General features: G+C 65.6%; 15 protein-coding genes. 7 read left to right on the forward strand and 8 right to left on the reverse strand.

Annotated features, from left to right (window positions below; genetic code table 11):
• Window positions 1–5: 5 nt before the first annotated feature.
• From J2X37_RS08225 to J2X37_RS08245, 5 genes are all read right to left on the reverse strand, one after another.
• Window positions 6–425, reverse strand: a complete 420-nt coding sequence (locus J2X37_RS08225; RefSeq protein WP_310019878.1) for a Fur family transcriptional regulator — start codon at window positions 423–425, stop codon at window positions 6–8.
• Between the two features lie 160 nt (window positions 426–585).
• Window positions 586–1,020, reverse strand: a complete 435-nt coding sequence (locus tag J2X37_RS08230; RefSeq protein ID WP_310019880.1) for a MucR family transcriptional regulator — start codon at window positions 1,018–1,020, stop codon at window positions 586–588.
• Between the two features lie 210 nt (window positions 1,021–1,230).
• Window positions 1,231–1,704 carry a GNAT family N-acetyltransferase gene (locus tag J2X37_RS08235; RefSeq protein WP_310019882.1) on the reverse strand — a complete coding sequence of 158 codons (474 nt, stop codon included), beginning with the start codon at window positions 1,702–1,704 and terminating at the stop codon, window positions 1,231–1,233.
• Window positions 1,701–2,324, reverse strand: a complete 624-nt coding sequence (gene tsaB / locus J2X37_RS08240; RefSeq protein WP_310019884.1) for a tRNA (adenosine(37)-N6)-threonylcarbamoyltransferase complex dimerization subunit type 1 TsaB — start codon at window positions 2,322–2,324, stop codon at window positions 1,701–1,703. The genes J2X37_RS08235 and tsaB overlap by 4 nt, the downstream gene beginning before the upstream one ends.
• Window positions 2,325–2,366: 42 nt before the next feature.
• A complete protein-coding gene (locus J2X37_RS08245) occupies window positions 2,367–2,939 on the reverse strand; it encodes a NifU family protein (protein ID WP_310019886.1) in 573 nt (190 codons plus the stop codon).
• A 150-nt stretch (window positions 2,940–3,089) separates the two neighbouring features.
• Here J2X37_RS08245 and J2X37_RS08250 point away from each other — a divergent pair, with 150 nt between their 5' ends.
• From J2X37_RS08250 to J2X37_RS08280, 7 genes are all read left to right on the forward strand, one after another.
• Window positions 3,090–6,023 carry an insulinase family protein gene (locus tag J2X37_RS08250; protein ID WP_310019889.1) on the forward strand — a complete coding sequence of 978 codons (2,934 nt, stop codon included), beginning with the start codon at window positions 3,090–3,092 and terminating at the stop codon, window positions 6,021–6,023.
• Window positions 6,024–6,194: 171 nt separating this feature from the next.
• Window positions 6,195–7,568 carry a class II 3-deoxy-7-phosphoheptulonate synthase gene (locus tag J2X37_RS08255; RefSeq protein WP_310020350.1) on the forward strand — a complete coding sequence of 458 codons (1,374 nt, stop codon included), beginning with the start codon at window positions 6,195–6,197 and terminating at the stop codon, window positions 7,566–7,568.
• Between the two features lie 79 nt (window positions 7,569–7,647).
• Entirely contained in the window at window positions 7,648–8,916 is a 1,269-nt protein-coding gene (gene egtB, locus J2X37_RS08260; RefSeq protein WP_310019891.1) for an ergothioneine biosynthesis protein EgtB, read from the forward strand.
• A gap of 14 nt (window positions 8,917–8,930) precedes the next feature.
• Window positions 8,931–9,929 carry an L-histidine N(alpha)-methyltransferase gene (egtD, locus tag J2X37_RS08265; RefSeq protein ID WP_310019894.1) on the forward strand — a complete coding sequence of 333 codons (999 nt, stop codon included), beginning with the start codon at window positions 8,931–8,933 and terminating at the stop codon, window positions 9,927–9,929.
• A gap of 157 nt (window positions 9,930–10,086) precedes the next feature.
• On the forward strand, window positions 10,087–11,112 hold the full coding sequence (locus J2X37_RS08270) for an aspartate-semialdehyde dehydrogenase (RefSeq protein WP_310019897.1): 1,026 nt from the start codon (window positions 10,087–10,089) through the stop codon (window positions 11,110–11,112).
• A 13-nt stretch (window positions 11,113–11,125) separates the two neighbouring features.
• Window positions 11,126–11,728: a hypothetical protein gene (locus J2X37_RS08275; RefSeq protein ID WP_310019899.1), complete on the forward strand. Its 603-nt coding sequence runs from the start codon at window positions 11,126–11,128 to the stop codon at window positions 11,726–11,728.
• 42 nt (window positions 11,729–11,770) lie between these two features.
• Window positions 11,771–12,520, forward strand: a complete 750-nt coding sequence (locus tag J2X37_RS08280) for an alpha/beta hydrolase (protein ID WP_310019901.1) — start codon at window positions 11,771–11,773, stop codon at window positions 12,518–12,520.
• A 98-nt stretch (window positions 12,521–12,618) separates the two neighbouring features.
• Here J2X37_RS08280 and J2X37_RS08285 read toward each other — a convergent pair whose 3' ends face one another.
• From J2X37_RS08285 to J2X37_RS08295, 3 genes are read right to left on the reverse strand one after another with little or no spacing between them, the layout of a single operon-like run.
• Window positions 12,619–14,058 carry an AMP nucleosidase gene (locus J2X37_RS08285; RefSeq protein ID WP_310019903.1) on the reverse strand — a complete coding sequence of 480 codons (1,440 nt, stop codon included), beginning with the start codon at window positions 14,056–14,058 and terminating at the stop codon, window positions 12,619–12,621.
• Between the two features lie 55 nt (window positions 14,059–14,113).
• Window positions 14,114–14,566 carry a MaoC family dehydratase gene (locus J2X37_RS08290; RefSeq protein ID WP_310019905.1) on the reverse strand — a complete coding sequence of 151 codons (453 nt, stop codon included), beginning with the start codon at window positions 14,564–14,566 and terminating at the stop codon, window positions 14,114–14,116.
• Between the two features lies 1 nt (window position 14,567).
• Window positions 14,568–16,415: a biotin carboxylase N-terminal domain-containing protein gene (locus J2X37_RS08295; protein WP_310019908.1), complete on the reverse strand. Its 1,848-nt coding sequence runs from the start codon at window positions 16,413–16,415 to the stop codon at window positions 14,568–14,570.
• Window positions 16,416–16,418 lie beyond the last annotated feature (3 nt).

Below are 16,418 nucleotides of genomic sequence, written 5' to 3' on the forward strand. Positions count from 1 at the left end.
CCGCGTCAGTCCCGTTCCAGCTTGACGCCGTAGAGTTCCATCCGGTGGTCGACGAGGCGGAAGCCCAGCCGTTCGGCGATCTGCCGTTGCAGCGCCTCGAGTTCCGGGTCGACGAATTCGACGACCTTGCCGGTCTCGACATCGATCAGATGGTCGTGGTGCGCTTCCGGCGAAGCCTCGTACCGGGATCGCCCGTCGCCGAAATCGTGGCGGTCGAGAATCCCTGCCTCCTCGAACAGGCGGACGGTCCGGTAGACGGTCGCGATCGAAATGCGCGGGTCCACGGCCGAGGCGCGCTCGTGCAGTCGCTCGACATCGGGATGATCCTCGCTGTCCGAGAGCACGCGGGCGATGATCCGGCGCTGTTCGGTTATGCGCAGGCCGCGTTCGGCGCAGACGGCTTCGATGTCGATACGGTTGGGCACGCTAGGGAACGACTTTCAGGTAACGGACAATGTCGGGCGATGGCTCGATCATAGAAGGCCCGGCCAATATCGCAACCATGCGTCCCCGACGATGCCCGGATCGAGGTACGGCCGTTCCCGGCACCCGTGAAGTCGGGGTGCCGGTGCGGCCGGGCGTCGATCAGCCCTTCTTCGCGGTCTTGCGACTACCGGGCTTGCGACCCAGGCCGATCTTCTTCGCCAGCTCGCGGCGCTTTTCGGCGTAGTTGGGAGCCACCATGGGATAGTCCGCGGGCAGGTTCCAGCGCGCGCGATATTCGTCGGGCGTCATGTTGTAATGCGTCATCAGGTGGCGTTTCAGCATCTTGAGCTTCTTGCCGTCTTCGAGACAGATGATGTAATCCGGCTTCACCGACGAACGCACCGAAACGGCCGGTTCCGGCGGCAGTTCGGGTTCACTCGCCACGGTGCCGAGACCTGCGAGCGCGTTGTAGATGTTGTGGATCAGGGTGGGCACTTCATCGACGGCAACGGAATTGTTGCTGACGTGGGCCGCGACTATGTCCGAAGTCAGGGTAATCAGGGTTTCCGACATGTCCGTGGCAGACTGTTCCATTGTGTTGAACCTCTTGCAATTCGCCAAGGTCGCCGTTCGCCGGGAGGCGAATTGGGGGACGGGGGAGCGTACACTTGGGCGAAATCGAGTATAGAAAGCGATTTCAATCGCAACAAGCCCCTCATTTCGAACAGGTAATATTCGCTAAGATCGAACGCTTGTCGCAGTTGTTCGTACAAGCGACTGGTTTCCTGAGGCGGTTTTATGAAATTACGCGAGCTTGCGCGACATCGTTACCGCATTGCGCAAGAGGCCGTCGGCTCCACGGTAATAGTCGCGGCGTAAACCAACTTGCTGAAAATCAAGTCTTGAATAGAAGTGCCGAGCATCGTTGTCTTCGCGCATTTCGAGGAAGACGCGCTTGACGCCATGGTCTGCTGCGGCAGCGAACAGATGCTCCATCAAGCGGGTCGCAAAGCCGTGTCGGCGGTATTCCGGCGCCACCGCAAGAAGCAGCAATTCCTCTTCGTCGAAGATCGTGCGGGCCAGGTAGAACCCGGCTGTCGGCACCTTTCGGGCTGGCGGACCCATGACTCCGGCGGCGTCGATCATGGCGAATCGAGTTCCGGGAATGAGCATGGATGATGCCAACTGACGCTCATTCCATGCTTCTCCGAACGCGGGGTCGAAGGCCGTGTGCATGACCTCCATCATCCCGTCGAGTTCCGCGCGGGTCGCGCTCATCGCGATTGCCCCGGCAGGCTCGCATCGGGTCCGCGTCCATAGAGCGGGCGGACATCGCGCGTGAGCGACTCTTCCGGCAGCAGGTCGAACCGCCGTGCGTCGGGCAACATCGAAAGGCTGCGCCCGCTGCCGCGCCTTGCCACGAGGGCTTCGGCCTGGCTGCCGACGACCAGTTTGCTCCGCACCCGTTCAACCGCCTTGTCGGGTTTGAGCGACGCGACCGGCCCACGGCTCCGACCACCTGCGTCGAAGTCCTCCATGAACCATTCGCCGTGTCCGCCGGTCGTTGCAACCGAAAGCTCCTGCGGCCCGAGCTCGGCCCGCGCCTGCGAGGCGATCAGCGCGAGCGTCGGATAGCCGACAAGCTCGGCATTCCACGCGAGTGCCAGCGCCTTGGCAGCGGCGAGGCCGACGCGGATACCGGTGAAGCTGCCGGGCCCCAGGGCGACCGCGATCCGATCGGCCCTGCCACGTTCGGGCATGGCCGCGATCATCGGGACCAGCCGTTCGGCATGGCCGCGGCCGAGCAATTGCCATTCGCCATCGATCAGAGTTGCATCGTCGAACACGGCCACCGAACAGGTATCGGTCGCGCTGTCGATGACGAGAGTGCGGCGCATGACCTTGTCCGGGCGTGTCGTGCGGTGGGTTGCGGCGGCGGATCAGGCCGCGCGAACCTCGTTCACTTCGGGCACGTAATGCTTCAGCAGCCCCTCGATACCCTGCTTCAGTGTGGCCGAGGACGAGGGGCATCCGGCGCAGGCACCCTGCATGGTGAGATAGACGACGCCATCGCGAAAGCCGCGATAGATGATGTCGCCGCCGTCGTTGGCCACCGCGGGACGGACCCGCGTCTCGATCAGGTCCTGGATCTGCGCAACGATGTCGGCGTCGGCGGGATCGTCCTCGAACGCGTCGTCGGCGGGAATGGCGATCGCCGCCGCGTCGCCGCCAGTGAACAGCGGAGCCTCGGACACGAAATGGTCGAGCAGCACGGCAACGACCTGCGGCTTGAGGTGGGCCCATTCCACCCCGGGCGCGGCACTGACCGAGATGAAGTCGCCGCCGAAGAAGACGCCGGTGACGTCGCCGAGGGAGAACAACGCGGACGCCAGCGGCGAGGCCTCCGCCGCATCCGGGTCGGTGAATTCGCGCGTGCCGCTAGCCATGACCTGCCGGCCGGGCAGGAACTTGAGCGTGGCGGGGTTGGGCGTCGTTTCGGTCTCGATGAACATGGTGCCGATGTAGACCCATGTCGGCGCGGTTCAAGCCATCATTTGATGAGCGCCCGGTCTGCGACGCCTGGCGCGGGAAATCTCGCAAAAGCGAAGCCATGACGGCCATGTTCACTGGTGCTTCACCGGGGGCCACCATATATGCCGGGCATGACCGTATTCTCCCGCGTCGCGCCCGCCGGCGCGCTCATCCTCGCCACGCTCGCCCCCGCCTTCATCGCACAGCCCGTGCTGGCGCAGCCGGCGCCCATGGCGGAAGCCTTGCGGGAATGGCCGAAGGTCGAGATGGATCGCCCGTGGATCTACCGCGGCAGCGACGTTCCCCCCGACACCGAATGGCAGTTTGGAGAGCTTTCGAACGGCATTCGATATGCCGTCCGTTTCAACGAGGTGCCGCAGGATCAGCTTTCGATCCGCGTTCGCATCGACGCAGGATCGCTCCACGAAACCGACCAGGAGCGCGGCTTTGCGCACCTGATCGAACACCTGTCCTTCCGGGAATCGAAGTACCTCAAACCGGGCGAGACGATCCCGCGCTGGCAGGAACTGGGCGCCACGTTCGGATCGGACACGAACGCCGAGACGACGCCGACCCATACAGTCTACAAGCTGGACGTGCCGAACATGAACCCGGCCAAGCTGGACGAGACGTTCAGGCTGCTGTCCGGCATGATCGAAGCGCCGACGCTGACCGAGCAGGGCGTGCGGACCGAAGTGCCGATCGTGCTGGCTGAAATGCGCGAAGTGGGCGGTGCGAACAAGCGCATGGCCGATGTGACGCGTGAGACCTATTTTGCCGGGATGCGGCTGGCCGATCGCTCGCCCATCGGCACTGTCCCCACGCTCAATGCCGCCGACCAGGCCAGCGTGCGGGCATTCCACCAGCGCTGGTACCGGCCCGACAATACCGTCATCTCGGTGGCGGGGGATGTCGATCCGGCGGTGATGGTGCAGATGCTGGAGAAACACTTCGGCGGCTGGAAGGCGAGCGGCCCCGCGCCGGTCGCGCCCGATTTCGGCAAACCGGTTCCGGGGCCGAAGGCGGTGCAGGCCGCGGGTGCGCTGGCGCCGGTCGACAAGCTCGACGTGCGCGTCGAACCCGATCTGCCGACCGCGGTCAGCTATGTCGTGATGAGGCCCTGGGAAAAGGTCGCGGACACGATCGCCTTCAACCAGGCGCGATTGACCGACCAGCTGGCCATGGCGATCATCAACCGCCGCCTCGAAAGCCGGGCGCGGGCGGGCGGCAGCTATCTTGCCGCGCAAGTCGGACAGGACGAGGTGAGCCGTTCGGCCGACATGACGTTCGTGACGGTGCGCCCCATCGGCAACGACTGGCGCGCAGCGCTGAAGGAAGTGCGCGCGGTCATCGCCGACGCGCTCGCCACGCCGCCGAGCGAGGCCGAGATCGCGCGCGAGTTCGCCGAGTTCGAGAACGCCTTCGCCATCGGCGTCGAGACGCAGTCGGTGCAGCAGGCGACCGACCTTGCCAACACCATCATCGAGGCGGTGGACATCCGCGAGACCGTGGCCGCGCCCGATGCGGTGATGAAGGTGCTGGCCGGCATCAAGGGCAAGGTGACGCCCGCCATGATCCAGGAGCATACCCGTGAGCTGTTCACCGGATCGGTGCTGCGCGGCCTGCTCAACGTGCCTGCCAAGGCTGACGGCGACATCGCTGCCTTCCGCGAGGCGATGGTCGCGCCGGTCGCCGCCGACGGTTCGGCCCGCGTCGAGGACAAGTCGATCTCGTTCGCCGACCTGCCGTCGCTCGGTACGCCGGGCAAGGTGGTGTCGGAACAGCCGTCGGGCATCCTCGCGGTCGAGACGGTCGAGTTATCGAACGGGGTCAAGGCGCTCGTCTGGGCCAGCGATGCGGAGCCTGGGCGGGTGTCGGTCCGCGTCAGGTTCGGGAACGGCTACGGCGCGTTCAAGGCGGAAGATGCGCCCTACATCTCGCTCGGCGAATTCGCGCTGATGGGAACAGGTATTGGCGATCTCAGGCAGAACGATCTCGACCAGCTTGCGGTCGGCCGCAAGCTGGGGCTCGATTTCTCCATCGAGGACCGGGAATTCGTGTTCGGCGCCGAGACCCGCGCCGCGGACCTTGCCGACCAGCTCTATCTCTTTGCCGCCAAGCTCGCCACGCCGGGCTGGGACGCCGCGCCGCTGGAGCGGACGAAGGCCGGGCTGATCAGCGGCTACGACAGTTTCGGGACCAGCCCGCAAGGCGTGATGCAGCGCGATCTCGATTCCCTCCTGCGCGGTGGCGACCCTCGCTTCGCGACAGCAACGCCGGACCAGATCGCGAAGACCGACATGGCCGGTTTTCGCAACGTCTGGGAGCCGATCCTTGCCAGCGGGCCGATCCAGGTCGAAATATTCGGCGACTTCAAGCGCGAGGATGCGCTGGCGGCGCTGAACAGGACATTCGGCGCGTTGGCCCCGCGCCAGGCGGTGCCGCTCACGCCCGAACTGTCGCGCGTACCTGCGGCGTCCACCAAGCCAACGGTGCTTACCCATCGCGGCGACGCGACGCAGGCGGCCGCGATCATCGGCTGGCCGACACCATCGGGCCGGTCGAAGGTGCGCGTCTCGCGCCAGCTCGCGATCCTGACCGAGGTGTTCAACAACCGCCTGTTCGACGCGATGCGCGAGCGGCTTGGCGCCAGCTACATGCCCACCGTCGGTTCGCGCTGGCCGATGGACCGCGAGAACGCGGGCGTGGTGCTGGCCTACGCGACGGTGCAGCCCAAGGACGTGCCTGCCTTTTTCGAGGAATCGCGCAAGATCGCCGCCGACCTGGCCGCCAATCCGCCAACGGCGGAGGAACTGGCCCGCGTGACCGAACCGCTGCGCCAGATGATCAGCCGATCGTCGTCGGGCAACGGCTTCTGGTTGCGCGAACTGGCTGGCGCCGCGCGCGACCCGAGCCGGTTCAACGACGTGCGCACGATCCTCAACGATTATTCGCAAACCACGCCCGAAGCGATGCAGCTGCTGGCCAAGGCGTTTCTCGATAATTCGCGCGCGTTTGAATACGCGATCCTGCCCGCCGGATCGAAGGGTGCGCCGAAGAAGTAGGGGACCGGAGGCGGGTCGTTTCCGATCAGCCTGATCGGAAATGTTTGCGGCTGAAACCTTTGCAATGGCCGGTGCGGTGGCGTAATGGCGGGCGCATTCCGACAATTCGGACGAATGGACACGCCGCCCGACGGGATGGCGGCGATCAAGAACTCATGCGGAGCAGGTAACGTGGCGAGCAACTGGACCCCCGACAGCTGGAAGTCGTTCGAGGGACGGCATCTGCCGCAATATGCCGACAGGACGGCCCTGGCCGAAGTCGAGCAGCGTCTTTCGACCTATCCGCCGCTGGTTTTTGCAGGCGAAGCGCGCGCGCTGAAGCACGACCTTGGCGAAGTCGCCAAGGGGAGCGGCTTTCTGCTGCAAGGCGGCGACTGCGCCGAGAGCTTCGCCGAGTTCCATCCCGACAACATCCGCGACACCTTCCGCGTGTTGCTGCAGATGGCGGTCGTGCTGACCTTCGCCAGCAAGCAGCCGGTGGTGAAGGTGGGCCGCATGGCGGGTCAATTCGCCAAGCCGCGTTCCGCCCCGACGGAGGCGATCGACGGCGTCGAACACGCCAGCTACTTCGGCGACATCATCAACGACATCGCCTTCGACGGCGAAGGGCGCAAGCCCGATCCGGAGCGGATGGCCCGCGCCTATGGCCAGTCGGCCGCGACGCTGAACCTGCTGCGCGCCTTTGCCACGGGCGGTTACGCCAACCTGCGCCAGGTGCACCAGTGGACGCTCGACCACATCGGTCGCAGCCCTTGGGGCGAACGTTTCGCGCAGACCGCCGACCGCATCGGCGAGGCTCTCGATTTCATGGAAGCCTGCGGCGTCGATCCGCAGACGGTGCCGCAGCTCCAGGGCACCAGCTTCTACACCAGCCACGAGGCGCTCCTGCTTCCTTACGAGCAGGCCATGACCCGGCGCGATTCGCTGACCGGCGACTGGTACGACACCAGCGCCCACATGCTGTGGATCGGCGATCGCACCCGGTTCGAGGGTTCTGCCCATGTCGAGTATCTGCGCGGCGTCGGCAATCCGATCGGCATGAAGTGCGGACCGTCGCTGAGCGCGGATGCGCTTTTGAAGATGCTCGACACGCTCAATCCCTCGCGCGAAGCGGGCCGGATGACGCTGATCAGCCGTTTCGGCCACGACAAGGTGGAGGCCGGGCTGCCCGCTCTGGTCCGCGCCGTGAAGCGCGAAGGCCATCCGGTGGTGTGGTCGTGCGATCCGATGCACGGCAACGTCGTGAAGGCCGCGTCGGGCCTGAAGACCCGGCCGTTCGACCGGATCCTGGGCGAGGTGAAGGGGTTCTTCGCCGTGCACCGGGCCGAGGGCACGCATGCAGGCGGCATCCATATCGAGATGACCGGCCAGGACGTGACCGAATGCACCGGCGGTGCCGTCGCCATCACCGACGAGGGCCTGTCGGACCGCTATCGCACGCATTGCGACCCGCGCCTCAACGGCGCGCAGTCGATCGAGCTGGCTTTCCTGCTGGCCGAGGAACTGAACGCCGAGGCCGCCGTGCGCAAGGCGGACGCCGCCTGAACTTCGTGCTTTGCGGCTTGATGCCAAGTTAATCGGCTATCTCGCGCAACTGTAACGAGTTTGGTGCATTGTAGGGGGCATGGAAGCTGCCCCCCGCAATGCCGGGTCCCGCACCGACGCCTTCGAGTCTCCGGCTCGGGACAGTCTCGCCGCCCGGTTTCGCGCCACCCGCGCGTTGAGCGAAGCCTTGGCCGCGCCGCTCTCCGACGCCGACGCGACGATCCAGTCGATGGAAGACGCCAGTCCTGCCAAGTGGCACCTGGCGCATACCACCTGGTTCTTCGAGACCTTTCTCTTGCGCGACCGCGCGCCCGGTTACGTTCTTCACCACGAACGCTACCCGTTCCTGTTCAATTCCTACTACGAAGCGGAAGGCGAGCGGATTGCGAGGTTTGCGCGCGGCATGCTGTCGCGCCCGTCTCTCGACGAGGTGCTTTCCTATCGCCGAGCCGTCGACGCCGCGATGGAAGACCTGCTGGATCGCGAAGATTGCGCCGAATTCGTCGCGCTCGGGATTGCCCATGAGCAGCAGCACCAGGAACTCCTGCTGACCGATATCAAGCATGGCCTGTTCCAGAACCCTCTGGGGCCCGCGATGTTCGAGCAGGGTCAACGGTTCGCCCATGAATTCGTCGAGGGCTGGATGGAACACCCCGGCGGGATCGCCCTGATCGGCCACGACGGCGGCGGCTTCGCCTTCGACAACGAAGGTCCGCGCCACCGCGTTCTTCTCGAACCCTATGCGCTCTCCCGCCGTCTGGTCACCAACCGCGAATGGGATGCGTTCATGGCCGATGGCGGTTATCGGACGGCGTCGCTGTGGCTTTCGGACGGCTGGGCATGGGTCAACGGCGCCAACGGTGAGGGCGGGCGGATCGACGCGCCGCTCTACTGGCATGGCGAGGAGCAGTTCACGCACGCCGGCTGGCAGGCTCGCGATCCCGATGCGCCGGTCACCCACATCTCCTATTACGAGGCCGACGCGTTCGCATCCTGGGCGGGGCACCGGCTGCCGACCGAATTCGAGTGGGAGGCGCTCGGTCAGCAAGAGGATGCGTCGGGCGGTGACCAGCTGGACGGCGGGACTGCCGTGCTGCCGCGCGGCACGCCGTCGCTGTTCGGGTCCTGCTGGCAATGGACCCGCAGCGCATATCTTCCCTATCCGCGCTTCCGCCCGGTCGACGGTGCGGTCGGCGAATACAACGGCAAGTTCATGTCGGGGCAGTTCGTGCTCAAGGGCGCGTCATGCGCGACCCCGCGCGGCCATTCGCGGGCCAGCTACCGCAACTTCTTCCATCCGCATCAGCGTTGGCAATTCACCGGCCTGCGCCTCGCCAAAGACATCTAGGCAAAGGAAACCGCATGCCCGTCACCGAAGCACTGCGCATTATCGACGAAGACGACAGCGGTATCGACCGGGCCTTTCGCAACGACGTGCTCACCGGTCTGGCGCAGCGGCAGAAGGCGGTGCCGGCCCGCTGGTTTTATGACGAACGCGGGTCCGAACTGTTCGAGGACATCACCCGGCTGGAGGAGTATTATCCGACGCGCGCCGAAACCGAGATACTCTCGGCTCGCGGGGCCGAATTCGCCGAAGCGGTCGGCGAAGGAGCAGCCGTCGTGGAGTTCGGCTCCGGCAGCTCGGCCAAGACGCCGCTTTTGCTGTCGGCCATCTCGCCGGCGGCCTATGTGCCCATCGACATCTCCGGCGATTTCCTGCGCGCATCGGCGAACGCGCTGTCAGAGAAATTTCCCGGCCTTCCCGTCTGCCCGGTGGAGGCTGATTTCACGCGCCGGGTGACGATGCCCGAAGCGATCGCCGGCCTGCCGCGCCTCGGCTTCTTCCCGGGTTCGACCATCGGCAATCTCGTCCCGCGCACCGCGGTCGACATGCTGCGGGAGATGCGCGAGACGCTGTGCGACGGGGCCGAGCATCGCGCGAGGCTGCTGATCGGCATGGACCGGGTCAAGGACGCCGCCGTGCTCGAAAGGGCCTACGACGATGAGGCGGGCGTGACGGCGGCGTTCAACCTCAATCTGCTCCACCGGATCAACCGCCAGCTCGACGGCACGATTCCGGTCGAATCGTTTCGCCATCGCGCGGTCTGGAACGACGATATCGCGCGGATCGAAATGCACCTTGTCGCCACGCGCGACATCGCCTTCACCGTGTGCGACCGCCGGTTCACCATCCACCGGGACGAGACGATCCATACCGAAAACAGCCACAAGTATACGCGGCGCAGCGCCAACGCACTGCTGCTTGCCGGCGGTTGGACGCCGCTTCGTCACTGGCGGGACGCGCAAGATCGTTTCATGCTCATCCTCGCCGAGGCGAGCGAAATGCGCATGGCGCCCTGATCGGCGCAACCTCCGCCACACCCGCGCGGCGATCTGGACTTTTTTGCAGGTGCGAAGACTTGCAGAAATAATGCCACGGGGGTAACGGCACCGCTCCATCAGCGGCACCGCAATCGGGCGGGCGTGTCCGCGCGTACAATGGCAGCGAGAAGTCGAAATGGGATACCGGGTAGTCGTAGTCGGTGCGACCGGAAACGTCGGTCGCGAAATGCTCACCATCCTGGCAGAGCGCGAGTTCCCGATTGACGAGATCGCCGCCGTCGCTTCGCCCCGCTCGACCAACACCGAGATCGAGTTCGGCGAGACCGGCAAGATGCTCAAGTGCAAGAACATCGAGCATTTCGACTTCGCCGGATGGGACATCGCACTTTTTGCCGCAGGATCGGGCCCGACCGCCGAATACGCGCCGAAGGCCGCCGCCGCGGGCTGCGTGGTGATCGACAATTCTTCGCTCTACCGCATGGATCCCGACGTGCCGTTGATCGTGCCCGAGGTGAACCCGGACGCCATCGACGGCTACACGAAGAAGAACATCATCGCGAACCCCAACTGCTCCACCGCGCAGATGGTTGTCGCGCTGAAGCCGCTGCACGATGCGGCGAAGATCACCCGCGTCGTCGTCGCGACCTACCAGTCGGTTTCCGGCGCGGGTAAGGCCGGCATGGACGAACTGTTCGAGCAGAGCCGCGCGATCTTCGTCGGCGACCAGGTCGAGCCGCGCAAGTTCACCAAGCAGATCGCGTTCAACGTGATCCCGCACATCGACGTCTTCCTCGACGACGGTTCCACCAAGGAAGAGTGGAAGATGGTCGCCGAGACCAAGAAGATCCTCGATCCCAAGATCAAGGTCCACGCCACTTGCGTGCGCGTGCCGGTCTTCGTCGGTCACTCCGAGGCGCTGAACATCGAGTTCGAGAATGAGATCTCGGCCACCCAGGCGCAGGACATCCTGCGCGAGTCGCCGGGCGTGATGCTCGTCGACAAGCGCGAGGACGGCGGATACGTGACGCCGGTCGAATGCGTCGGCGACTACGCCACCTTCATCTCGCGCGTTCGCGAGGACTCGACCGTCGACAACGGCCTTGCGCTGTGGTGCGTCTCCGACAACCTGCGCAAGGGTGCGGCGCTCAACGCGGTGCAGATCGCCGAATTGCTGGGCCGTCGGCACCTGAAGAAGGGTTGAGCGTTGGGAGGGCATGAAAACCCTCCTGCCTCTCCTCCGCTCCGCCTCGTTGACCGCATTGCTGGCACTTGCCGCGTGTGGCGGCGAAGCGCCCGCCGACAAAGATCCCGAAGCTGCGACGACCCGGCCTTCGGTCGAAGGCGGCGCTGTGCCCGAAGCCGCGGTGCGTGCGGACGCTCCGCGGCTCACCCTTATGGGCGACGGCCTGATGATCGGCACTGGCGAGGGCACGACGCTGCCGTTCGGCATGGCCCAGGATGCGGCCATCGTCGCGATGCGCCAAGCGCGTGGCATGCCACAGATCACGCGCAACGCCGAATGCGGTGTCGGCACGATGGATTCGGCGAAATTCGGCCCGGTCACGCTCAACTTCACCGACGGCAAGCTCACGGGCTGGCATGTCACCGAAGGGGGCAACGCGGTCACCGTCGATGGCATGAGCCCGGGGCTGAAGCTGGACGATGTGCGGAGCGAGCGGTCGGTCGAGATGATCGATTCCACGCTTGACGGAGAGTTCACCTACGGCCTTCCCGATGGCACCGTCATCGGAGGCTTTGCCGCCGCCGACGGCCGGATCACCTCGCTGCATACTGGCGAAACCTGCTTCTTTCGCTGATCGCCTCTTGCCTCGGCCCATGGTTCGGGTGAAAGGCCGCTGATGAGCAAAGCCACTACGGTCACCGTTACCGCGCGCGACGGAACGAGACTTGCCGTGCATCGGATGGGTGCAGGCAGGCCGGTGGTGCTGCTGCACGGGCTGTTTTCCGATGCCATGGTCAACTGGATCAAGTTCGGGACCGCTCAGCGGCTGGTCGACAGCGGCTTCGAATGCCTGATGCCGGACCTGCGCGCGCATGGGCAGTCGGAAGCGCCGCACGAAGACTACCCCGATGGCGTCCTCGTCACCGATCTTGAGGATGTGATCGGGCATTTTGCCCTTTCCACATTCGACCTCGCCGGTTTCTCGCTCGGCGCACGCACGTCGCTCAACGCGGTGCTGGCCGGGATGAAGCCGCGGCGGCTCGCGCTCGTCGGTATGGGCTGGGAAGGGCTCGTCGGATGGGACCAGCGCATCGGCTTCTTCATCGATGCCATCGACCGCTTCGACGAGATCCGGATGGGCGACAGGGCGTTCTTCGCCAAGAGCTTCATGAAGAGCCAGAACGTCGACCGCGTCGCCGCGCGGGCGCTGCTCGCCTCGGTGCGGGGGACGGACCTGTCCGACCTGTCCGCGGTGATGATGCCGACGCGAGTCATCAATGGTGACAAGGATCACGACAACGGCTCTGCCGTCACGCTGGTCGAGCACCTGCCCAACGCCACGTACGGCGAGATACCGGGCACGCACATGAGCTGCGTGTCGGAACCGGCGCTGGGCGAAGAACTGGTCCGCTTCTTCGCGGACTGAACGTGGCGACGCGGCGGATCGCTGCCGAAGCCGTTCAGCGGAACGGCGGTTCCTTGCCCAAGCCGTTCAGCGGAACGGCGGTTCGTTGCCCAAGCCGTTCAGCGGAACGGCGGTTCGTTGAACGCGCGCAGCTTGCGGCTGTGCAGGCGTTCGCCCTCGGCTTTCAAAAGCTCGCATGACCGGATGCCGATCTGCAGGTGGCTGGCGATGGCTTCCTCGTAGAAACGGTTGGCCTGTCCGGGCAGCTTGAGTTCGCCGTGAATGGGCTTGTCCGAAACGCAGAGCAGGGTGCCGTAGGGCACGCGAAAGCGGTAGCCCTGCGCCGCGATCGTCGCTGATTCCATGTCGATGCCGACGGCGCGGGAAAGCGAGAGGCGGTGGCCGGTCTTGGTCACGCGCAGCTCCCAGTTGCGGTCGTCGGTGGTGACGACGGTGCCGGTTCGCATCCGCTTCTTGAGGTCCGCGCCCGCCGTGCCGCTGATCTCTTCCGCCGCAAGGGCCAAGGCCTGCTGCACCTCGGCGATGGCGGGGAGCGGGATTTCCGGCGGCAGCACGGAATCGAGCACGTGATCGTCGCGCAAGTACGCATGGGCCAAGACGTAATCGCCGATCTTCTGGCTGGGGCGAAGACCGCCGCAATGGCCGATCATCAGCCACGCCTCGGGCCGGAGAACGGCAAAGTGATCGGTGATCGTCTTGGCGTTGGACGGGCCCACGCCGATGTTGACGAGCGTGATACCCGTCCGGTCCGGTGCGACGAGGTGGTAGGCCGGCATCTGGTGCCGCCGCCATGCGGTGTCGGACAGGCGCGCGCGGGCATTCTTCGTATGCTCGGTCAGCATCAGCCCCCCTGCGCCCGCCAGCGCCGTGAACTGGCCGGTGCCCAGCTGTTCGCCGGCCCAATCGACGAATTCGTCGACGTAGCGGTGGTAGTTGGTGAACAGCACGAAGCGCTGGCAGTGATCCGGATTGGTGCCGGTATAATGTTCCAGCCGGGCGAGGCTGAAATCGGTGCGCAGCGCGTCGAACAGCGACAGGGGCATCGGGTCCGACATCGCGAACGCGTCGACGCCGTCGGCCAGCTCGTCGCCGATCAGCGACAGTTCGGTCGCCGGGAAGTGGCGTGCCAGTTCAAGCGGACTGACACCGGCGAGGACCGCGCCCGCCTCGCCATCGACGACGTAGGGAAAGGGTATCTCCTGCCGCGACTTTCCGACCTCTATCTCGACGTCGTAGTCGGCGATCAGCAGCGACAGCTGCTCGGCCAGGTAGTCGGCAAAGAGACGCGGACGGGTGATGGTGGTGGCATAAGTACCCGGGCGCGACAGCCGGCCGAAGGCGCGGCTGACGGGTTCTGGCGCATCCGTTTCACGGTATTTCAGCCGCACTTCCGGATAGGCGTAAGTCCCGTCGTGGCGGCTCGACGCGGCGGGCAGGGTGCCATTCGTGGCGAAGGCGAGGAGGTCGGAGCGCAGCGCAGCCCGCGCCTCGTCGTAAAGGCGGGCAATCTCCGAAATGATTTCGTCTGTATCTTTCATGGCGCGGGAAATAGCGCCCGGCGCATGACAATTCAAAGGCGGATTCGTCACGCCATCAGGCCGGAGCCTTCTTGAGGAGCGCCGAACGCAGGCACCGGCACACCACTTGGTCGCGCTGGTTGAGCAGTTCGTGCGTGAAGGTCACGATCCCGGCGTCAGGTCGCGATTTCGATTCCCTCAGTTCCACGACCTCGCTCGTCGCGCGCATCGTGTCGCCGATGAACACCGGGGAGGGCATGACCAGCTTTTCGTAACCCAGGTTCGCCACCAGCGTGCCGAGGGTCGTGTCACCCACCGAAAGGCCGACCATCAGGGCAAAGGTGAAAGTGCCGTTGACGAGGATCTGGCCGAATTCGCTGGCCCTGGCCGCCTCGAGATCGATGTGCAGAGGCTGGGGGTTGTGGGTCATGGTCGAGAACAGGAGGTTGTCGGTCTCGGTCACCGTGCGGCGGATCTCGTGCGCGATCCGGTCCCCGGTCTGCCATTCGTCGAAGTAGCGCCCGGCCATGTCAGCTTTCCCCCTCGTCCTCGATGCGCGCCAGCAGGGCGTCGACCTGCACCTGCGCACCAGCCGTCGCATTGATCTCGGTAACGGTGCCGTCGAACGGCGCTGTCAGCGTATGCTCCATCTTCATCGCTTCGAGCGTGAGCAATTTTTGGCCCGTCGTGACGACATCGCCTTGCGCGACATAGACCGCCGTGATCTTGCCGGGCATCGGCGCGACGATGGCTCCGTCGCCCGCCGCGGCGCCATGAGCGCCCTGCTTGCGCCAGGGAGTCAGCAACCAGGCCTGGCCGTTTTCCGTGACCAGCGCCGACGTCGCCGGCGGCTCGCGCCCGTGGCCGCTGATTGCGATCTCGATGGCTTCGCCGTCGAGCAGGAAGCGGCTGCGGCACCGCGGTGCGGCGTTGAGCCGGAAGCCGGGAACGCTGCTTTTCGGAACGAGCCGTGCGGCGGCCCGCGACAGCGCGGCGTCGGACGGAACCGGCGGCTGCGCCATCGCCACGCCGTCGCGACCGATCAGGCCGGTGTCGACCTTGCCCGCCGCGAATTGCGGATGGGCCAGCGCCTTTACCAGGAAGGCGGCGTTGGTCTTGACCGGGTATACGGCAGTATCCTTCAGCATCGCGCCCAGCCGCTCGCTCGCCTCGGCCCGCGTGCTACCGTGGGCGATCACCTTGGCGATCATCGGATCGTAGAACGGCGACACCTCGCCATCTTCGGTGACGCCGGTATCGATCCGGCCGCCCGCCGCCTTGCCGAACCGCAGGACGTCGAGCCGGCCTATCGAAGGCAGGAAGCCCTTGGCCGGATCTTCGGCATAGAGCCGAGCTTCCATCGCCCAGCCATCGATGGCCAATTCGTCCTGCCGCTTGGGCAAGGGTTCGCCGGAAGCGACGCGGAGCTGCCATTCGACCAGGTCCTGCCCCGTGATCTCCTCGGTCACCGGGTGCTCGACCTGAAGGCGAGTGTTCATCTCCATGAACCAGATGCGATCGGCGCGCAGCCCTTCCGAGCCGTCGGCAATGAACTCGATCGTGCCCGCGCCCTCGTAGTCAACCGCCTTGGCGGCGCGCACGGCGGCGGCACAGACAGCCTCTCGCGTGGTTTCGTCCATACCGGGGGCGGGGGCTTCCTCGATTACCTTCTGGTGGCGACGTTGTAGCGAACAGTCTCGCTCGAACAGGTGGACGACATTGCCGTGGCTGTCGCCGAAGACCTGCACTTCGATATGGCGGGGAGAGAGGATGTACTTCTCGATCAGCACAACGTCGTTGCCGAACGAAGCGGCGGCCTCGCGGCGGCACGAGGCGAGAGCGTCGGCGAAATCCTCCGGCCTCTCGACCAGCCGCATGCCCTTGCCGCCGCCGCCCGCGACGGCCTTTATCAGCACCGGATAGCCGATTTTCGCAGCCTCTGCCGCAAGGTGCGCCGGATCCTGGTTGTCGCCGAGGTAGCCGGGCGTGGTCGGCACGCCGGCGTCCTGCATGAGCTTCTTGGCCGCGTCCTTCAGGCCCATGGCGGTGATGGATCGGGGCTTCGGCCCGACCCACACCAGCCCCGCATCGAGCACGGACTGCGCGAATTCGGCGTTTTCGGACAGGAAGCCGTAGCCCGGGTGGATCGCCTCGGCACCTGTCGCCTTGGCCGCCGCGAGAATCCTTTCGCCCAAAAGGTAGGATTCGCGCGTCGGGGCCGGGCCGATTCGGACGGCATCGTCGGCGCTGCGCACGTGCAGCGCGTCGGCGTCCGCGTCGGAATAGACCGCGACGGTCCGGATGCCGAGCCGCCGTGCGGTGCGGATGACCCGGCAGGCGATTTCGCCGCGATTGGCGATGAGGAGAGACCTGATCATCGA

This window comes from Croceicoccus sp. BE223 (assembly GCF_031457155.1).
Lineage (GTDB): Bacteria > Pseudomonadota > Alphaproteobacteria > Sphingomonadales > Sphingomonadaceae > Croceicoccus.